Origin of the sequence: Comamonas sp. (assembly GCF_009360615.1) — a bacterium.
Lineage (GTDB): Bacteria > Pseudomonadota > Gammaproteobacteria > Burkholderiales > Burkholderiaceae_C > Comamonas.
This window is the reverse complement of record NZ_SPEY01000095.1, coordinates 45,019-59,859: the sequence shown is the minus strand read 5'-3', so window position 1 is coordinate 59,859 and position 14,841 is coordinate 45,019. Positions and strand designations below refer to the sequence as shown.

Below are 14,841 nucleotides of genomic sequence, written 5' to 3'. Positions count from 1 at the left end.
TCAGCTTTGTGCGGCTGTCTGATCCATCACCGTCTCGGCGGCCCGGTGCATCCTGGCCAGCTCGCGCGCGGGAACAGGGTGCTCGCCGTTGGCCATGCGTGTCAGCAGCGAGTGCAGCATCTCGGTGGAGAGGCCGTGCAGCACCAGACGGTAGGCTGCATACAGCGTGGACAGCGGCACCATGGGGTGCTTGTTGTTGAGCAGCACCAGATGCTCGGGAGAGGCCAGGATCTTGGCGCAGTAGATGGCAACGGTTTCGTCGAGCTGCAGCGAGTTGCTGGCGCGCCAGAAGTCGTTGTCGGTCAGCAGCAACTGGTAGATGGGTGTGTAGAGCTCGATGGCGCTTTGCAGGTCGATGACGTTGAAGCGCCCGCGCGGCATGTCTTCGAGCCTGAGCTCGGGCTCGCGGATCATGGAAAAGTCGGGCTCGGCCACGGGCACCAGTTCCTGCCCGTTCTCCCGCAGCGCCTTGTTCAGGCGGATCACGAAGTTGAAGAGGTTGAGGTCGTGCTTGAGAAACAGCTCGTCCTTCACATCGTCGATTTCCATGGGCATCAAGGGCGCGGTGCTGACCCTGGTCGGGGCATTGGCTGCGACGAAGGCCAGTACCTGGGAGCCCAGGTGAAAGTGCCGCATGATGAGCCAGTTGGCCTCCGGCGAGAGAAATTTCTTCATGCCGAAGGCCAGCAGGCGGTGCAGCAGCATGGAGTGTGACCAGCGCTTGGGCAGAAAGATCTTCAGCGCCTGAATGATGATCATGGACAGCCGCGCCAGCGGCCGCATGGCAGGCAGAAAGAACTGGCGCGAGCTGCTGCTGCAGTCGCGCAGCCAGGCGGCCTTGACGTCATCGGGCAGAGGCGTGCTCTGGTCGAGGTAGAGCGCCAGCCAGGGACTGGGGTCGCGCTCGTCCCAGACATGGTCGTTGAATTCGTTCTTCATGGGTCCTCCCGGTGCTTCTTGCTGTTTGTGGTTAGCGCTCGGTCAGCACATGTTGGAACTGCATCAGGTACATGGCGGCCGTGCTGCGCGCCGTCTGCAGTATGGCCTGCTGCGCCGTGCCCTCGCTGTCCAGATCCAGTGCCATCTGCACGGCCAGCAGCCAGCGCTCCAGGTGGTTCTCGTCGTTGGCACCGTGGTATTCGAGAAAGCGGAAGGCATCGGGCGGCAGCGGCAGGCTCTGGCGCAGCAGGGGCAGCAGGCTGGGCACGATGCGCTGGCCCGTGCCTTCGATGATGTAGATGGCCCCCAGCAGGCCGATCGGGTTGGGTGTGGCAGCCAGGCTGTGCAGATAGGCGTTGAGCGCTTCGCCGCCGGGGTTGCGGCGCAGGCGATGGATATCGGTCTCGGTGCCGCCTGCCTTCAGATAGTCGCTGTGCAGAATCTTGAAGTCGTTCTGCTCCTCGCCGGCATGCAGGTCGATCAGCGAGGCCAGCGTGGCGTAGTCTCCGGTCAGCGAGGCCGCGCCTTCGCGCATCCACAGACTGCCTTCGCGCACCTGGGGAATCCAGTGGCTCATCCAGCGCAGATAGTCGGTGATCTGCAACCGGCGCGTGCGCATGCGCTGGAGCAGGGGCGTGCGCCAGACATTGCTGCGGTAGTCCTGCCAGATGCTGGCCAGCTCGGTCAGCAGCGGCGCCAGCTGTGCAGGCGCGGTGGCCGGGTCGTGCGGTGCGGCGATGCTCGAAACATCGGGAAGCGCGTCACCCGCTGGCACCGACATCTGCACGGAGTTTTGAGGGAAAGTGGTCTCGCTCGCTTTCTGCGTATGCGTGTCCTGCTCGACTTCCCATAGCATGTAGCCTGCGGTGAAACGGCCCGACTCAGGGATGAAGCAGAGCACGGTGTCGCCGGCTTTCAGGCGCTGGCCCTGTTTTTGCAGAAACTCCGACAGCATGATGAAGATCGAGGCGGCCCCCGTGTTGCCGCGCCAGGCCAGATTGCTCCACCAGCGCTCGCGTGGAATGCCGAGCTGGGCCTTGTCCAGCAGCTCGTCGACCACGGGGATGAAGCGCTCCGACGAGTAGTGGCAGAGAAAGTGGTCGATGCCGCGTTCAGGCAACCAGCCCTGGTGGGCCAGGGCAGCATATTCGTGGATGCAGACATCGAACAGATGCGGCAGCAGGCGAATGTCCTGGCGCAGTGCGAGAGCGCCTGCAGCCTCGGCATCGCCCCAGGCAGGGAAGTCCAGATGGCTTTTGCCACGATCGGCCGTCATGCCCAGCTGCATGCACACGGGGTAGTCGCCGGCAAAGCTGCGCTGGTGCGTCCATTTGAGCCGGAGGCGCAGTCCGTTGGCCTGGGGCAGGGCCCTGGGTCCGCCCAGCAGCACCGCGCCTGCGCCGTCGGACAGCATCCAGCGCAGAAAGTGGGCATCAAAGTCGGTGTCATAGCCCTGGGCCGCAAAGCGCGAACGCTTGAACAGACGCGAGGGCATTTCGCTGGCCACCGACAGGGCCAGCGCATGGGCGCCGCTTTCCACGGCCATGGCAGCGGCTTGCATGGCACCCACACTGGCGGCGCAGACCCCATGCACGGACAGCGTTTCCATGGGGGGGGCGGCCATCTCGCCCTGGATCATGCTGGCAAAGCCGGGCATCAGCGCATCGCCTCCCGAAGATCCGCTGGACAGAAAGCCGATATCGGAGAGCTTCTTGCCCGCCAGGGCCAGGGTCTCTTCGATCGCGCCAGCCGCCATGCGGGCGTTGCTGAACACCGTCTGGCCTTCGCCATCAATCGCGTAGTGGCGAGTCTGGATGCCGTTTTCGGCCAGAATGCGGCGCTTGATGCGCTCGGAGATGCGGTTCAGCGGTGCGACAAACGCATCCATGCCAGCGTTGTCCACCGGGGCACCGGGCAGAAACATGCCGGCAGATTGCAGATAGACCTTGGAATAGGCGACGGGCATAGATCCTCAACAGGTTTTTACTTCACAGCGTCGGGCGGCATCAGCGGCTCGGTTCTTGCCGCGGGCCGGACCAGACCCAATACAAACACGCGTCCCATATAAGGCAGCAGGCCACGTTCGTTCAATGCAGGAGTGACCCGTTGGCGGTAAATGCGCTCATGCAGTCCGCTCAGTTCAGACCAGTGGGCATGCGGGCATTCATGGTGCGCGGTGTGCAGGCCAATATTAAAAAGCAGGGGGTTGACCAGGCCTTCAAAGTTGCGCGCGTAGTTCAGCTCGATACCTGGAGTATTGCGCTGTGCTCTGGTCAGCGGCCGGCCGTCGGCATGGGCATGCTGCAGATAGTTGGTGGCCAGCAGCCAGTGCAGGCCGTGCAACTGGGGAACGATGATGAAAATCAGGGCCTTCTGCCAGTCCAGCCAGAGAAAAAAGCCCCAGCTGCCCAGCCACAGCAGGTATTGCCCCATGCAGTAGCGAAAGGCACCGGGCCAGTGCAGACGCAGGTTGTTCAGCCAGCGAAAAAATAGCGGATACAGCACCAATGCCGCCTGCACAGGGTGAATCAGATAGCCCCAAAGATGGTTGGTATCGCCACCCCATTCAGGCCGGTAGGTGCGCGCCAGATCGCGCGGTCCGTGGCGGAAGCGGTGGTGGTTGGCCACATGGGCGGGCCAGAACACAAAGGTGGGATGGCCCTGAAGCAGGGTCAGCCAGTAATCGGTCAGGCGGTTGGTCCAGCGCCCCCGCCACATCCGCACATGGGTGTGGTTGTGGTGAATCACGCCGACCCCCAAGGTCAGGAACAGCTCGACGCCGTAGAGAATGACGCTGAAGCCCCGGCTCCATTGCCACCATACCAGCAGTGGCAGCAGCAGCATGTAGAACACGGATTGCCAGTCGCGCCAATGGCGCAGAACGGGATAGCGGCGCCTGCTCATTCAGTGGCGGGGGCTGTGTGGAGCACTGTCGGTGACCCTGGTGCGCATGATCTGGTCCATGAAAGCCAGTGCAAAGCCATAGTTGCCTGCGGGGCGTGCGTGGTGCAGATGATGACGGCGGCTGGCGGCCAGCGGGTGCGTGTCGGAGACTCTGGGAAAAAAATCGTAGTTGGAATGGCCGATCAGATTCAGGATCAGACTCAATACCGGCACCGAGGCCAGCGACCAGAAGTAGAAGTCATGCACCAGCATCGGCAGCAAGATGATGTTGCCCAGCATCAGGGCCTCTATGGGATGGAAGCTGTAGGTGGACCAGGGTGTGGTCACCACCGAGCGATGATGGTCACCGTGATAGCGCACCAGACGGCGGGTGTGCAGCAGGCGGTGGTTGATCCAGAAGTGCACATCGTTCCAGATCAGCAGCGCAAAGATCTCCAGGGCAATGCGTCCGCTGCTGGCGGTGGGCGAGAGCCGGGCCCAGCCCAGTTGCAGAAAGCCCCAGGGGACGATCATGCCGATGCCGAAGATCAGTATGGAATGAAAGGACTGGCGCCATTCGCGGCGCAGTTGTTCGGACTTGAGCGGGCGCGTATCCAGCGGCCTGCCGATGCCCCGGCGGGCCAGCAATCCTGTCAGCATGCCCATGAACAGGCCGCCCAGCAGATAAATACCCCCGAAAAAAACCAGACCCAAAGCCATGACTTGCCAGGCATTGAGCTGCGTGAACCAGGTACCAGCGTCCATGAAGGCTCCAAAAGCGGCGGCGCAGCCCCAGAAACAACAATGCGCCCGAAGGCATAGCGTAAACCCATGCCTGTCGGGCGCATGATAAAGGACGCCGCAGTAGCTCCCGTTGATACCCGGAGTAGCGTCAGCGTGTGGAATGGAGGAGAACTGGCGCACCGCATCTGCGTGACAGCGAGCAAGCGCCGCCGCGCAGCGAGGCTGTCGTCCCCCTGGGGGGAAGCCGCAAAGCGGCTCAGGGGGCGTGTTTATTGCGCCGTGATGCCCTGCTCGCGAATGATGGTGCCCAGCGCCTTCACATCCTGCTGGATGCGGTTGCTCAGGCCTTCGGGCGAACTGCCCACGGCTTGCCAGCCTTGCATGGACAGCTTCTGGCGCATTTCTGGCGTGCGCACGATCTCGCTGACGGCGGCTGCCAGCTTGTCCACATGGGCCTTGGGCATGGAGCGGGGTGCCGCTACGGCGTTCCAGATTTCCAGATCAAAGTTGTTGACGCCGAGTTCCTTGAGGCTGGGCAGGCCGGGAGCCAGCGGACTGCGTGCAGCAGAGGTCACGCCAATGCCGTGCAGCTTGCCGGCCTGAATCTGTGCCATGGCCAGCGCCGGTGGCAGCATGGACAGCTTCAAGTCACCGCCCTGAATGCCGTTGAACACCTGGGGGTAGCCTGTATAGGGCACATGCACGGCCTTGATGGCCGAGCGGCTCTTGAGCAGTTCCATGCCCAGATGGCCCACGGTGCCGACGCCGGGAGAGCCGTAGCTCCATTTGTCGCCAGCCTTGGCGGCCGCTTCCATGAAGGCCTTGCCCTGGGGGGCCGACGAGGGGGCTACCAGTACCAGAGGCGCCACGCCGATCAGGCTCACGGGCTGCAGATCCTTCAGGGGGTCATAGCGCACCGCGGGGTTGAGCATCTTGGCAATGGTCATATTGCCGTTGATCATCACGCTGAAGGTGTAGCCGTCGGCCTTGGCCACATATTCCCCGGCAATGTTGCCGCCCGCACCCACGCGGTTTTCCACGATGATGGTCTGGCCCAGCTTTTTCTCCAGCGGCTCGGCCAGTGCGCGGGCCGTCAGGTCGGGTGAGGAGCCGGCGGGGAAGCCCACGATCAGATGCAAGGGCTTGTCGGGCCAGTTGTCGGCTGCCAGTGCAGCCGGAGCCATGGCGGTGGCTGCCAGGGTGGCGCCAGCTGCGATCAGGCTGCGGCGAGACAGATTCTTCAGAATTTGCGAAGTGCGAATAGGCATGGCAGGTCTCTTTTGAATTCTTGACGGGGGATCGGTGTGCATGAAAACATGCATCGATTCCGAAAAATAAAAAACCCGGAAATTATCCGGGTTTGAGGTTCAGCATTTCAGCCTTTTAGTGACCTGGTGCGCAAGTTGGCGTTTACGCAAACTCGGCCAGCGCTTTTTTCATCTTTTTCATGGCGGCTACTTCAATCTGGCGAATGCGCTCGGCGCTCACGCCATATTCGGCAGCCAGCTCATGCAGCGTCATGCCGCCGGAGCCGTCGTCATTGACCTTGAGCCAGCGCTCTTCAACGATGCGGCGGCTGCGGTCATCCAGGCCCTCCAGGGCCATGACCAGACCATCGGTCGCCAGATGATCGCGCTGACGCGATTCAAGCATGGCGGTAGGCTCGTGGCTGGCGTCGGCCAGGTAGGCGATGGGGCCGAAGGCCTGCTCTCCGTCGTCGCTGGGAGAAGGATCCAGCAGCACATCGCCGCCGGCCAGACGGGTTTCCATCTCGATGACTTCCTCGCGCTTGACGTTGAGCTTGGCAGCGACAGCGTCAATTTCGTTCGAGGTCAGGGTTTCGCGCAGGGCCAGTTCATCGTCGGCCATGGCGGCATCGGACTTCAGCTCATGCTTCATCGAGCGCAGATTGAAGAACAGCTTGCGCTGGGCCTTGGTCGTGGCGACCTTGACCATGCGCCAGTTCTTCAGAATGTATTCGTGGATTTCCGCCTTGATCCAGTGCATGGCGTAGCTGACCAGACGCACACCCTGATCAGGGTCGAAGCGTTTGACAGCCTTCATCAGGCCCACATTGCCTTCCTGAATCAGGTCGCCGTGAGGCAGGCCATAGCCCAGGTACTGGCGCGAGATGGAGACGACCAGACGCAGGTGAGACATCACCAGACGCCCGGCGGCGTCCAGATCATTGTGTTCTTTGAGCTTGCGAGCGTAGTCCTGCTCTTCCTCAAGGGTGAGCATTGGCATACGATTGACCGCCGAGATATAGGCATCCAGGTTGCCCAGCGGAGGTACCAGCGCCCAGGGGTTCGCGGGCGCCAGGGCAGTAGCAATGGCGCCGGAGGCAGTTTTCATTGCAGGTTTCCTTTCTTCCATGATCTTCATATTAGCACTCCGTTAGAGGGAGTGCTAAAGACAAAGTTCCCACAGCTTTTGTTGGTTTTTTCAGGGCGCTGGCCGCTGGTGCCGATTTTTCCAGGGCCTGCTGCTTTTTGCGCCGGGTTGGGTATTTCGGCAGAGGGCGGGATTTTAAATGTTTGATTTGATTGGATATTTGCAGAGCTCCGAAGAGCGGATTGCAAATGAATGTGATTGATTTCGAGGAAAATTCCTGAAGGCAGGTCTTTCAGCAAAGCGACGTACCACAGCGCCAACCCTGGCATCGTGGATGTCGTGGCATCTGTCTGGGCTTGCGCGGTCTGTCTCAGGCTTTTTGCGCTGTGCCGCTTCTCGGGATTCGAGAGCAGTGTGCCGAACCTGCACGGAGGGGCTGACTGCATGGCCTGGCACTGCAGGCATGAAGTTCACGGACCGATGCGCATGGAGGTCCAAGATACTGGCAGCCGGGAGGCTGCCTCGGTGATGCGGGCTGCGCATCGTCATCCATGCCCGGTGGCTGCCGGTGAGCGCCCTCTGGGGACGCTGTGAACGCCGCCGACGCTGCGGGCAGCGCTCTTCGACGCCTCGGCCAACAGGTGAGGCATTGCCGGGCATGCACAGGATTAGGGATGCCAGCGGCTGGGCGAAAGCGCCGCCGCAGAGGTGGCCGTGTTCCCCGCCAGCGCATAGGAAAGCTGGCGAGCCGTATCCATGACTGAAGGAGCCAGTTGCTCCAGCTTGTTCGGCGGCAGCCGCAGCTCCGGTCCCGAAATGCACACTGAACCCAGCAGTCTTCGATTCATGCCGAAGACCGGGGCAGACACGGTCGAGACCCCAGGTTCGCGCTCGCCGATTGACCATTGATAGCCTTGCTTGCGAATCTGCTCGTATATTCGTCCCGGCTCGCCGGAAAACGCGAGGATCACTCGGCCCGGCGAGCCCTGGTCGAGAGGAAGCCCTTCGCCCATGCGCACGTGGTGGCGCAATGCCTGCTGTCCTTCGACACGGACCAGACACGTTCGCACATTGCCTTCGCGGACATAGAACGCGGCACTTTCCCCGCTGCTCTGGGTGAGCAGGCGCAGGGCCGGCTCCAGCACGTTTTGCACATCAAAGCCGGCCTGATAGCGCGCACCTAGCCAACCCGTCGAGGGTCCGAGGCGCCATTCACCGTCATCGCGTTGAACCATGTAGCCCGACATGGCCAGGGTTCGCGCGAGCCGCAACACCGTCGTTTTGTGCAGTCCACACCGACGGCTGAGCTCTGCCAGAGACAGGTGGGATTCGCCCAAGGCAAAGGCATCGAGGACTTGCAGCGCGCGTGTCACAGCGATCACGCCGCCTTCGGGGCCGGAATGAGGAGCCATGTTTGCAGCGCTCGCGATGCGGGCTTCGTTGCGATCGGCCAAAGGCATTTCAGGGTTTTCCACGTCTAAATTGTTTCGCTGTGCGCAACGCAATTGTACTGCGTGAAACGTTTTCACAGAATTGCGCCATGCGGTGCCCGTGGCTGGAGATGCCGTGCATTACATGAGGAGACTTTGCCATGCGTTTTTCGATGTGTTCCCCGAACTGGGCTGCCCATGTCGGCACCGCAATGCTCGGCCTGGTAGTTGCAGCCTTTCCTGCGACGTCTGCATTCGCACAATCCGACTACCCCAACAAGCCGATCAGGCTGATCGTTCCGTTTCCCCCTGGCGGCGGAACCGACATGATTGCGCGCGCAGTTGCACAGAAGGTGGCCGAGCAGAACAAGTGGAACGTGGTGGTTGAGAACAAACCAGGAGCGGGCGGCAATTTGGGGGTTGATGCTGCCGCCAAGGCCGCACCTGACGGCTACACCCTGGTGATGGGTCAGACCAGCAACTTGGCGATCAACCCGACGCTGTATCCCAAGCTCCCTTACAAGCCTTTGACTGACCTGGCGCCCGTGGCGCTGGTGTCTTCCTCTCCCATCGTGATGGTGGCATCGGTCACATCACCGTTCAAGAGTTTCGGTGACGTGATGGCGGCTGCAAAAAAAGCGCCCGACTCGTTGACCCTGGGCTATCCGGGCAACGGAACCGTCGCTCATCTGGCGGGAGAAATGGCGGAGAACGCAGCGGGTATCCAGCTGCGTCATGTGCCCTATAAAGGGGCGGCCCAAGCTCTTACGGACGTGATGAGTGGTCAAGTGGCGCTGTACATGTCTTCCATTCCCACGCTGCTGGGGCATGTCCGAAGTGGCAAGGTGCGTCCGATTGTCGTGACATCGGCAAAGCGCTCTAGCCAGCTGCCGGACACTCCGACACTGGCCGAGGCGGGCTACAAGGAGTTCGATGCCATTTCCTGGTTTGGCATCCTGGCACCGGCAGGTACGCCGGCCGCAGTCGTCCAGAAGATCAATCAGGCGGTCAATCAGGCCCTCAAGCAGCCTGACGTGGCCGAGAAGCTGCGCTCCGAAGGGGGCGAGGTACTGGGAGGCAGCCCAGAACAGTTCGCGCAACTGCTGCGAACAGAGATTCCTCGCTGGGGACAGATTGTCAGGAAATCCGGCGCAAGCTTGGACTGAGCCACATCGTTGGTGAGTCGATCATGGAGAACGTGCCCTTCTCTGCGGGTCATCTCGGTCCCGCAAGTCCAGTGCCTTCCGGTGCCTGCGATTGCCATGTGCATGTGTATGACGCGAGCTACCCTGCCGCATCCGGTGCCAAGCTTCTGCCTCCTGACGCGTCTGTTTCGGACTACCGGCAGCTCCAATGCAGATTGGGTCTTTCTCGGGTGGTACTGGTGACGCCATCCACCTACGGGACAGACAACCGTTGCATGCTGAGCGGCCTGGCCGCACTCGGATCCGCGGCGCGAGGCGTCGCAGTCATTGATGGCCTGGAGAGTGACCTGGAGCTGTCCCGCCTGCATGAACAGGGGGTCCGCGGCGTTCGCCTCAACCTGTCGTTAGGCGTTTCCGGCTGCGTCGATCAACTGGTGTCTCTGGCACAGCGCATCGCGTCTTTGGGATGGCATCTGCAGTTGCTGATGCCGCCGGATCTGTTGGCATCCAAGGCCGATGTCCTCAGACACTTGCCAGTCTCACTGGTTTTTGACCACATGGGGCGCATCTCGCCAGCACAGACGGGCATCCATCCCGCACATCGCCTGATTCTCGAGCTGATGGAATCCGGGCATGCATGGGTCAAGCTCTCTGGAGGCTACATCGTCAGCGAACAACGCAGCGTGGAAGACCCTGCTCTTGATGACCTGGCAGCCAGCTATCTGCGCGCTGCCCCGCAACGGGTGCTTTGGGGGAGCGACTGGCCACATGCCACAGCCAGTGCCGGGATGCAGGCCATGCCCGATGACGCACGTCAGGTTGATCGGCTGAGCGAATGGCTGAAGTGCACTGAAGGCGCTCCTACGCTGAAGCAGGTGCTGGTTGACAACCCCAGCGCGCTCTACGGCTTCTAGCTCACTGCGCGAAAAGGAACCATCCAATGATTCATCGCTCATTTTCCTGTCGCAGCGGCGGCATCTCACGTCGTCGCTGTCTTGCCGCGTTGGGCGGCATGGTGGTCGCCGCACAAGCGTCGGCTCAGGACTGGCCGTCAGGTCGTGTCATTACCTGGGTGGTGCCCTATCCACCTGGCGGCAGTACCGATGTATTGGGCCGCAATATCGCTCAGCGTCTGGGCGCGTCTTTGAGCACAACGGTTATTGTGGAGAACAAGCCAGGTGCAACTGGAACCATCGGCGCGGCCTTTGTCGCCAAGGCATCTGCCGATGGCTACACGCTGCTTGGCACCTCGATTGGTCCTCAAGCCATCGCCCCGCACCTGATGGGAAAGCTGCCGTACGACCCGATCGCCGGCTTCGAGCCCGTGATCACCATCGGCACCATTCCGCATGTCCTGGTGGTCGGCACGAATCAGCCCTTCAAGTCCGTGGCAGAGCTGATTGCCGCCGCAAAGGATCAACCCGGAAAACTCGCCTTTGCCTCGGGCGGCAACGGCACGATCCTGCAGATGCAAGGCGAGCTTCTGCAGCAGCAATCCGGCGCAAGGTTTATTCACGTTCCCTACAAGGGCGACACCCCCGCATTGCAGGACACGCTTGCCGGGCAGGTGCAGTTCATGTTCGCTCCCGCTGCTGCAGCCTTGCCTCACGTGCTGTCAGGCCGATTGCGTGCGCTGGCCGTGACGTCCTCCAGGCGCTTGAAGGGGTTGCCGACGGTGCCCACCATGGGCGAGGAGGGGTGGAAGGACTTTGTGGTGGAGCAGTGGCAAGCCGTTTTTGCGCCAGCCCATACACCTGTCGCCATCGTTCAGCGCCTGAACGGCGAAATCGCACGAACGCTCAAGGATCCCGCCGTTGTCGCAATGGCGGACAAGCTGGGCGTAACCCTGGTCGGGGGGACGTCGCAGCAATTGGCCGAGCTGCAAAAAGCTGATTCAGCAAAGTGGGCCCAGGTCATCAAGGACGGAAATATCAAAGCCGAATGAAGTCGGCCCCCATCACCTTTTCTCACAGAAAGCACACCATGAGCCAAACTCCAGAAATCATTCGTGACATCGAGCGTGTTGACGCCGAAGTGGTTCAAACCGCAGCGACGTTCCAGGCTGCCATCCTTGCGGACGTCGCCGGTCGCCGCGGCACCATGCATGCCCGCGTGGCGCCGGTGCATGAGCGCATGCAACTCGCAGGTCCGGCATTCACCGTCGAGGTTCGGCCTGGCGACAACCTCATGATCCATGCAGCCATTGCCCTCGCACGGCCTGGCGACATCCTGGTGATCGATGGCAAAGGGGACCAGACCGCCGCGCTGATGGGCACCCTGATGCTGAGCGCCTGCAAGAAGCGTGGGTTGGGGGGCGTGATCGTCGATGGAGCCATTCGTGACAAGCTCGAAATCCTGGAGCTGGACTTTCCGGTGTTCAGTGCCGGCTTCAATCCGGCGGGCCCGACCAAGTTCGTTCCCGGACGCATCAATCATCCTGTCTCGTGTGGCGGTGCAACGGTGAATCCCGGAGATCTGGTGGTCGGCGATGCCGATGGAGTGGTCGTCATCGAGCGGGCCAAAGCGCCTGCGATGATGGCATTGGCTGTGAAAAAGGTGGCTGATGAAGCGGCCCGTATCGAGGCGATCTCGCGCGGTGACACCGCAGCCAAATGGCTGCCGGCTGAAAGGGAGTGAGATAAAGATAGAGGGAGAGGCGTGATAAATCGAAACGTTGTGGGACTTACCGCGACGTAGTGCAATGGCAACCTGAAATTGAGTTGCAGCCATTGAAACTGCTTAGGCCCTTGAGGCTGAGCCAATCAGGGTCCCTCAGCGCTCAGCAGTTCCAGATGGGCTGATGACCCAGAGAAAGCCCCTTCTGTCATCTGGCTATAGTGACGCCATGAACTACGCCCAAGACTACTCGACACTTCTCAAGCTCTTCGTACGGCTCGTGGAGACTCAAGCAGGAAGAAGCATCGGGAAGAATGAGGAATGGCTGAACGACGCGCAGGTGCTTTCTGTGAAGCTCTTCCGGCACCTTGCCTCAATGCAAATACTAGCGGCTGGTGCGCAATTAAGAGGTGAAGCTGGCACTGCAGCTTTTATAGATCATGCGTCTATTAAGGTGATTTGCCGTGCAGCGCTGGAAACATACCTTGTTTTCTTCTACGTCTATGGTCAGGATGACGAGTCTCTTTGCAAGTTCAGGCATACGACTTGGCGGCTAGCGGGGCTGTGTGACCGCCAGAAGTTCCACGTTACGACCCAAGAGCATCAGGACGTACTATCTGAAGAAAGTTCACTGATATCACAGTTGCAGGCCGAGGTTCAGGCATCTCCCTGGATGAACAAATTCACCCCAAAGCAGCAGCGGGAGATTCTTAAGGGCAATTGGCGGCCTGCAGCTGACTGGAATGATCTAGGCGCAGACGCGGGTTTTCATCCTAAGTATTTCAAGAACGTTTACAGCTACCTCTGTAGCTACTCACATGCAAGCTATCTGAGCGCGCTTCAGGTTGGCCAAGCGAAATCCCGAGATACGCAAGAGCAGCTTTCACAAACGATCCTTGGAATTGGCGTTGTGCTCATGGCGCACTTTGCTTTTAGCTATTCGGGGCTATTTGGCGCTGCAAAAGCAGCGCTCCATGCTGATCAGGAATCAGCCAGGATTGCAGAAAAGTGGTGCATTGGTCATAGCGACATGGCTACGCACTACGGTAGCTGAGCCAGAGCCCTTGCAGCACTAAGCCCGCGCTCTATGTGGAATAAAAGAAAGGCCCCAGATCTGGGGCCTTAGTCGTTGAAGAGGTCTCTGTTACGGCGGTCAGTTGCCGCCGCCATACGCTTTCTGACCCGGTCTAGCAGCTTGCGCATGCTGCGTTCGTGCATATCGTACTTTCGGGCAAGGTCCGCGATGTTGTAGCCGTTGAACTCCGCGTAGATTTCAGCTTCGCGCTGGCTGAGCTTCCACCGGTAGTCCTTGGGGATGTTGATCAGCTGGCCGCCCCAATAATCAGCCAGGTGATCTGTCAGCGAGCCCGCAACCAGGTCGGCCGCTGGGCCGGAGACATGCTCCTGCAGGTGCTTCTTGGCCACGTCCATCAGGTCCGCCAGGAACTGGTTCCTGCGGATCGCCATGTTGGAGTCACGGTCGACGTGAGTGGCCATTGAAATCGGGTCTTCAGATGAGGAATGGACGCCCTGCGGCAGTGCGTAGATTCTCCCATGCTTCCCACTGCACATCAAACCCTTCGCCCTCGTCCGAACGCTTAAAACCGCGAGCAGCGCAGCCAGTCTGCTCTTCGTTCAGCAGCCCCTTGTGATACCTCTCTCGTACTTCCTGCTTGAGCGTGGCCACGGCCGCAGGCAGATAGCGCATGGCCCACTTTTTCAGGGACTCAATCACCGTTTCAACGCGGCGGCCGCTGCGCATCCACTGCACGTCATCCACCTTCGCAATGCGCTTCACATACGCTGTCAACGCCGCTTCTGATGGGTCTTGCACGGCTCCCAGCTCGTGCAGGAACAGCCACAGGGCGCGCACCTTGCTGGCGTCCTTGCCGGTGGCCTGTTTGCGATCGGTTTTTGTCGATCGCACCTTGAAACCTTGGGCTTTGAGATAGTCCAGCACCTTCTGCATGCCGTCGATGGGCATGGCCGCAAGGGAGTCGTTACCGCCTTGGGCGAACAGGATGCCGCGATAGTTGGGTTCGTCCAGGCTCAGGTCGCGGCGGGCTACCTGAATCAGTTTGATGAGCCGGTTGCGGTATGTGGTTTGCGTTGTTGTTGCCATTTTTGACTCCGTTGGGGTATGAAAAAGCCCCCATGGCTCAGCGGCTGCATGGGGGCTTGAGTGGTGGCAGCCGACGTCAATGCACCTGGCGGATCTCGTCGGCCATGGTCTGCGCTGCGGCGATCCAGGCCTGGCGCATAGGCTCTGCCATTTCGTTCCAGGTCACGACGGGAACCGGCGTCAGGCGGTGGCGGAAGGCCTCGTAGGCGGCTTTAGCGATAGATTCAATGCTCTTCATGCTGCAATCTCCAGCTCAACATCGTCAAAGCCGACACTATCGGCAGCAACCTGGATGACCGAGATGCCCAGCTCCTCAGCCTTGGGCCAGCCTTCGCCAAAGTCATCAATGACCTCTTGCGCAGTCCGAAGTCCGGCTGCAGGGGAGCTGTTGGAAAAGTCCCAGCCGCCTTGCTCCATGGCAAGAGAAATAGTCCGTGCACCGAACATACGAATGATGACTCGCACCACATCCTTGCCCTCTTTCAGAAGGCGGTAGCTGGAATCGCTCCAGAAATCATTGATCTCTGTTGCCAGCTCGACCGTCAGGATGCTGTGGTCAACCTGCAGAGTGACCTCGGCATCGTTAAACCAGGATGCCTTCACTGCGTACGTTTTGATATTGCTCATG

The 14,841-nt window shown here is 60.6% G+C and carries 17 protein-coding genes; 5 read left to right on the top strand and 12 right to left on the bottom strand.

The window, feature by feature from the left end; translation table 11 throughout:
• The 8 genes from E2583_RS21545 to E2583_RS21510 form a co-directional block, all read right to left on the bottom strand.
• Window positions 1-939: a hypothetical protein gene (locus tag E2583_RS21545; protein ID WP_291598483.1), complete on the bottom strand. Its 939-nt coding sequence runs from the start codon at window positions 937-939 to the stop codon at window positions 1-3.
• A gap of 31 nt (window positions 940-970) precedes the next feature.
• The gene (locus tag E2583_RS21540; protein WP_291598481.1) at window positions 971-2,905 is read right to left on the bottom strand and encodes an iron-containing redox enzyme family protein; all 1,935 of its coding nucleotides are present in this window, start codon (window positions 2,903-2,905) and stop codon (window positions 971-973) included.
• 17 nt (window positions 2,906-2,922) lie between these two features.
• Complete coding sequence (locus E2583_RS21535; protein WP_291598479.1) at window positions 2,923-3,843, bottom strand: fatty acid desaturase; 921 nt, start codon at window positions 3,841-3,843, stop codon at window positions 2,923-2,925.
• Window positions 3,844-4,587: a sterol desaturase family protein gene (locus E2583_RS21530; RefSeq protein WP_291598477.1), complete on the bottom strand. Its 744-nt coding sequence runs from the start codon at window positions 4,585-4,587 to the stop codon at window positions 3,844-3,846. It lies immediately after the preceding gene.
• Between the two features lie 248 nt (window positions 4,588-4,835).
• The gene (locus E2583_RS21525; protein WP_291598476.1) at window positions 4,836-5,834 is read right to left on the bottom strand and encodes a tripartite tricarboxylate transporter substrate binding protein; all 999 of its coding nucleotides are present in this window, start codon (window positions 5,832-5,834) and stop codon (window positions 4,836-4,838) included.
• A gap of 142 nt (window positions 5,835-5,976) precedes the next feature.
• Window positions 5,977-6,921, bottom strand: coding sequence for an RNA polymerase sigma factor RpoH (rpoH, locus tag E2583_RS21520; RefSeq protein WP_291598474.1), 945 nt, complete (start codon window positions 6,919-6,921; stop codon window positions 5,977-5,979).
• 26 nt (window positions 6,922-6,947) lie between these two features.
• Complete coding sequence (locus E2583_RS21515; protein ID WP_291598472.1) at window positions 6,948-7,346, bottom strand: hypothetical protein; 399 nt, start codon at window positions 7,344-7,346, stop codon at window positions 6,948-6,950.
• A 222-nt stretch (window positions 7,347-7,568) separates the two neighbouring features.
• Window positions 7,569-8,312, bottom strand: a complete 744-nt coding sequence (locus tag E2583_RS21510) for an IclR family transcriptional regulator (protein ID WP_291598546.1) — start codon at window positions 8,310-8,312, stop codon at window positions 7,569-7,571.
• A 230-nt stretch (window positions 8,313-8,542) separates the two neighbouring features.
• Between E2583_RS21510 and E2583_RS21505 the strand changes: the two genes are divergently transcribed.
• The 5 genes from E2583_RS21505 (at window position 8,543) to E2583_RS21485 (ending at window position 13,145) form a co-directional block, all read left to right on the top strand.
• Window positions 8,543-9,496 (top strand): tripartite tricarboxylate transporter substrate binding protein, encoded by a 954-nt coding sequence (locus E2583_RS21505; protein ID WP_291598544.1) that lies wholly within the window; start codon window positions 8,543-8,545, stop codon window positions 9,494-9,496.
• A gap of 23 nt (window positions 9,497-9,519) precedes the next feature.
• Entirely contained in the window at window positions 9,520-10,389 is an 870-nt protein-coding gene (locus E2583_RS21500) for an amidohydrolase (protein ID WP_291598471.1), read from the top strand.
• A gap of 98 nt (window positions 10,390-10,487) precedes the next feature.
• Window positions 10,488-11,420, top strand: a complete 933-nt coding sequence (locus E2583_RS21495) for a tripartite tricarboxylate transporter substrate binding protein (RefSeq protein WP_291598470.1) — start codon at window positions 10,488-10,490, stop codon at window positions 11,418-11,420.
• A gap of 38 nt (window positions 11,421-11,458) precedes the next feature.
• Window positions 11,459-12,112 (top strand): RraA family protein, encoded by a 654-nt coding sequence (locus E2583_RS21490; protein ID WP_291598542.1) that lies wholly within the window; start codon window positions 11,459-11,461, stop codon window positions 12,110-12,112.
• Between the two features lie 208 nt (window positions 12,113-12,320).
• Window positions 12,321-13,145, top strand: coding sequence for a DUF5677 domain-containing protein (locus tag E2583_RS21485; protein WP_291598469.1), 825 nt, complete (start codon window positions 12,321-12,323; stop codon window positions 13,143-13,145).
• A 68-nt stretch (window positions 13,146-13,213) separates the two neighbouring features.
• Here E2583_RS21485 and E2583_RS21480 read toward each other — a convergent pair whose 3' ends face one another.
• The 4 genes from E2583_RS21480 to E2583_RS21465 all read right to left on the bottom strand — a co-directional run bounded on the left by E2583_RS21480 (window position 13,214) and on the right by E2583_RS21465 (window position 14,840).
• The gene (locus E2583_RS21480) at window positions 13,214-13,588 is read right to left on the bottom strand and encodes a Mor transcription activator family protein (RefSeq protein ID WP_059441391.1); all 375 of its coding nucleotides are present in this window, start codon (window positions 13,586-13,588) and stop codon (window positions 13,214-13,216) included.
• A 13-nt stretch (window positions 13,589-13,601) separates the two neighbouring features.
• Window positions 13,602-14,213, bottom strand: a complete 612-nt coding sequence (locus E2583_RS21475) for a gp16 family protein (protein ID WP_291598467.1) — start codon at window positions 14,211-14,213, stop codon at window positions 13,602-13,604.
• Window positions 14,214-14,289: 76 nt separating this feature from the next.
• Entirely contained in the window at window positions 14,290-14,451 is a 162-nt protein-coding gene (locus E2583_RS21470) for a hypothetical protein (protein ID WP_291598465.1), read from the bottom strand.
• On the bottom strand, window positions 14,448-14,840 hold the full coding sequence (locus tag E2583_RS21465) for a DUF2528 family protein (RefSeq protein WP_291598462.1): 393 nt from the start codon (window positions 14,838-14,840) through the stop codon (window positions 14,448-14,450). Before E2583_RS21465 ends, E2583_RS21470 begins: the two co-directional genes overlap by 4 nt.
• Between the last annotated feature and the right edge of the window lies 1 nt (window position 14,841).

Bases quoted from the DNA above. Each gene is read 5' to 3' on its own strand.
- E2583_RS21545 (WP_291598483.1), bottom strand. From the start codon at position 939: ATGAAGAACGAATTCAACGACCATGTCTGGGACGAGCGCGACCCCAGT.
- E2583_RS21540 (WP_291598481.1), bottom strand. From the start codon at position 2,905: ATGCCCGTCGCCTATTCCAAGGTCTATCTGCAATCTGCCGGCATGTTT.
- E2583_RS21535 (WP_291598479.1), bottom strand. From the start codon at position 3,843: ATGAGCAGGCGCCGCTATCCCGTTCTGCGCCATTGGCGCGACTGGCAA.
- E2583_RS21530 (WP_291598477.1), bottom strand. From the start codon at position 4,587: ATGGACGCTGGTACCTGGTTCACGCAGCTCAATGCCTGGCAAGTCATG.
- E2583_RS21525 (WP_291598476.1), bottom strand. From the start codon at position 5,834: ATGCCTATTCGCACTTCGCAAATTCTGAAGAATCTGTCTCGCCGCAGC.
- rpoH (WP_291598474.1), bottom strand. From the start codon at position 6,921: ATGAAAACTGCCTCCGGCGCCATTGCTACTGCCCTGGCGCCCGCGAAC.
- E2583_RS21515 (WP_291598472.1), bottom strand. From the start codon at position 7,346: ATGCAGTCAGCCCCTCCGTGCAGGTTCGGCACACTGCTCTCGAATCCC.
- E2583_RS21510 (WP_291598546.1), bottom strand. From the start codon at position 8,312: ATGGCTCCTCATTCCGGCCCCGAAGGCGGCGTGATCGCTGTGACACGC.
- E2583_RS21505 (WP_291598544.1), top strand. From the start codon at position 8,543: ATGCTCGGCCTGGTAGTTGCAGCCTTTCCTGCGACGTCTGCATTCGCA.
- E2583_RS21500 (WP_291598471.1), top strand. From the start codon at position 9,520: ATGGAGAACGTGCCCTTCTCTGCGGGTCATCTCGGTCCCGCAAGTCCA.
- E2583_RS21495 (WP_291598470.1), top strand. From the start codon at position 10,488: ATGGTGGTCGCCGCACAAGCGTCGGCTCAGGACTGGCCGTCAGGTCGT.
- E2583_RS21490 (WP_291598542.1), top strand. From the start codon at position 11,459: ATGAGCCAAACTCCAGAAATCATTCGTGACATCGAGCGTGTTGACGCC.
- E2583_RS21485 (WP_291598469.1), top strand. From the start codon at position 12,321: ATGAACTACGCCCAAGACTACTCGACACTTCTCAAGCTCTTCGTACGG.
- E2583_RS21480 (WP_059441391.1), bottom strand. From the start codon at position 13,588: ATGGCCACTCACGTCGACCGTGACTCCAACATGGCGATCCGCAGGAAC.
- E2583_RS21475 (WP_291598467.1), bottom strand. From the start codon at position 14,213: ATGGCAACAACAACGCAAACCACATACCGCAACCGGCTCATCAAACTG.
- E2583_RS21470 (WP_291598465.1), bottom strand. From the start codon at position 14,451: ATGAAGAGCATTGAATCTATCGCTAAAGCCGCCTACGAGGCCTTCCGC.
- E2583_RS21465 (WP_291598462.1), bottom strand. From the start codon at position 14,840: ATGAGCAATATCAAAACGTACGCAGTGAAGGCATCCTGGTTTAACGAT.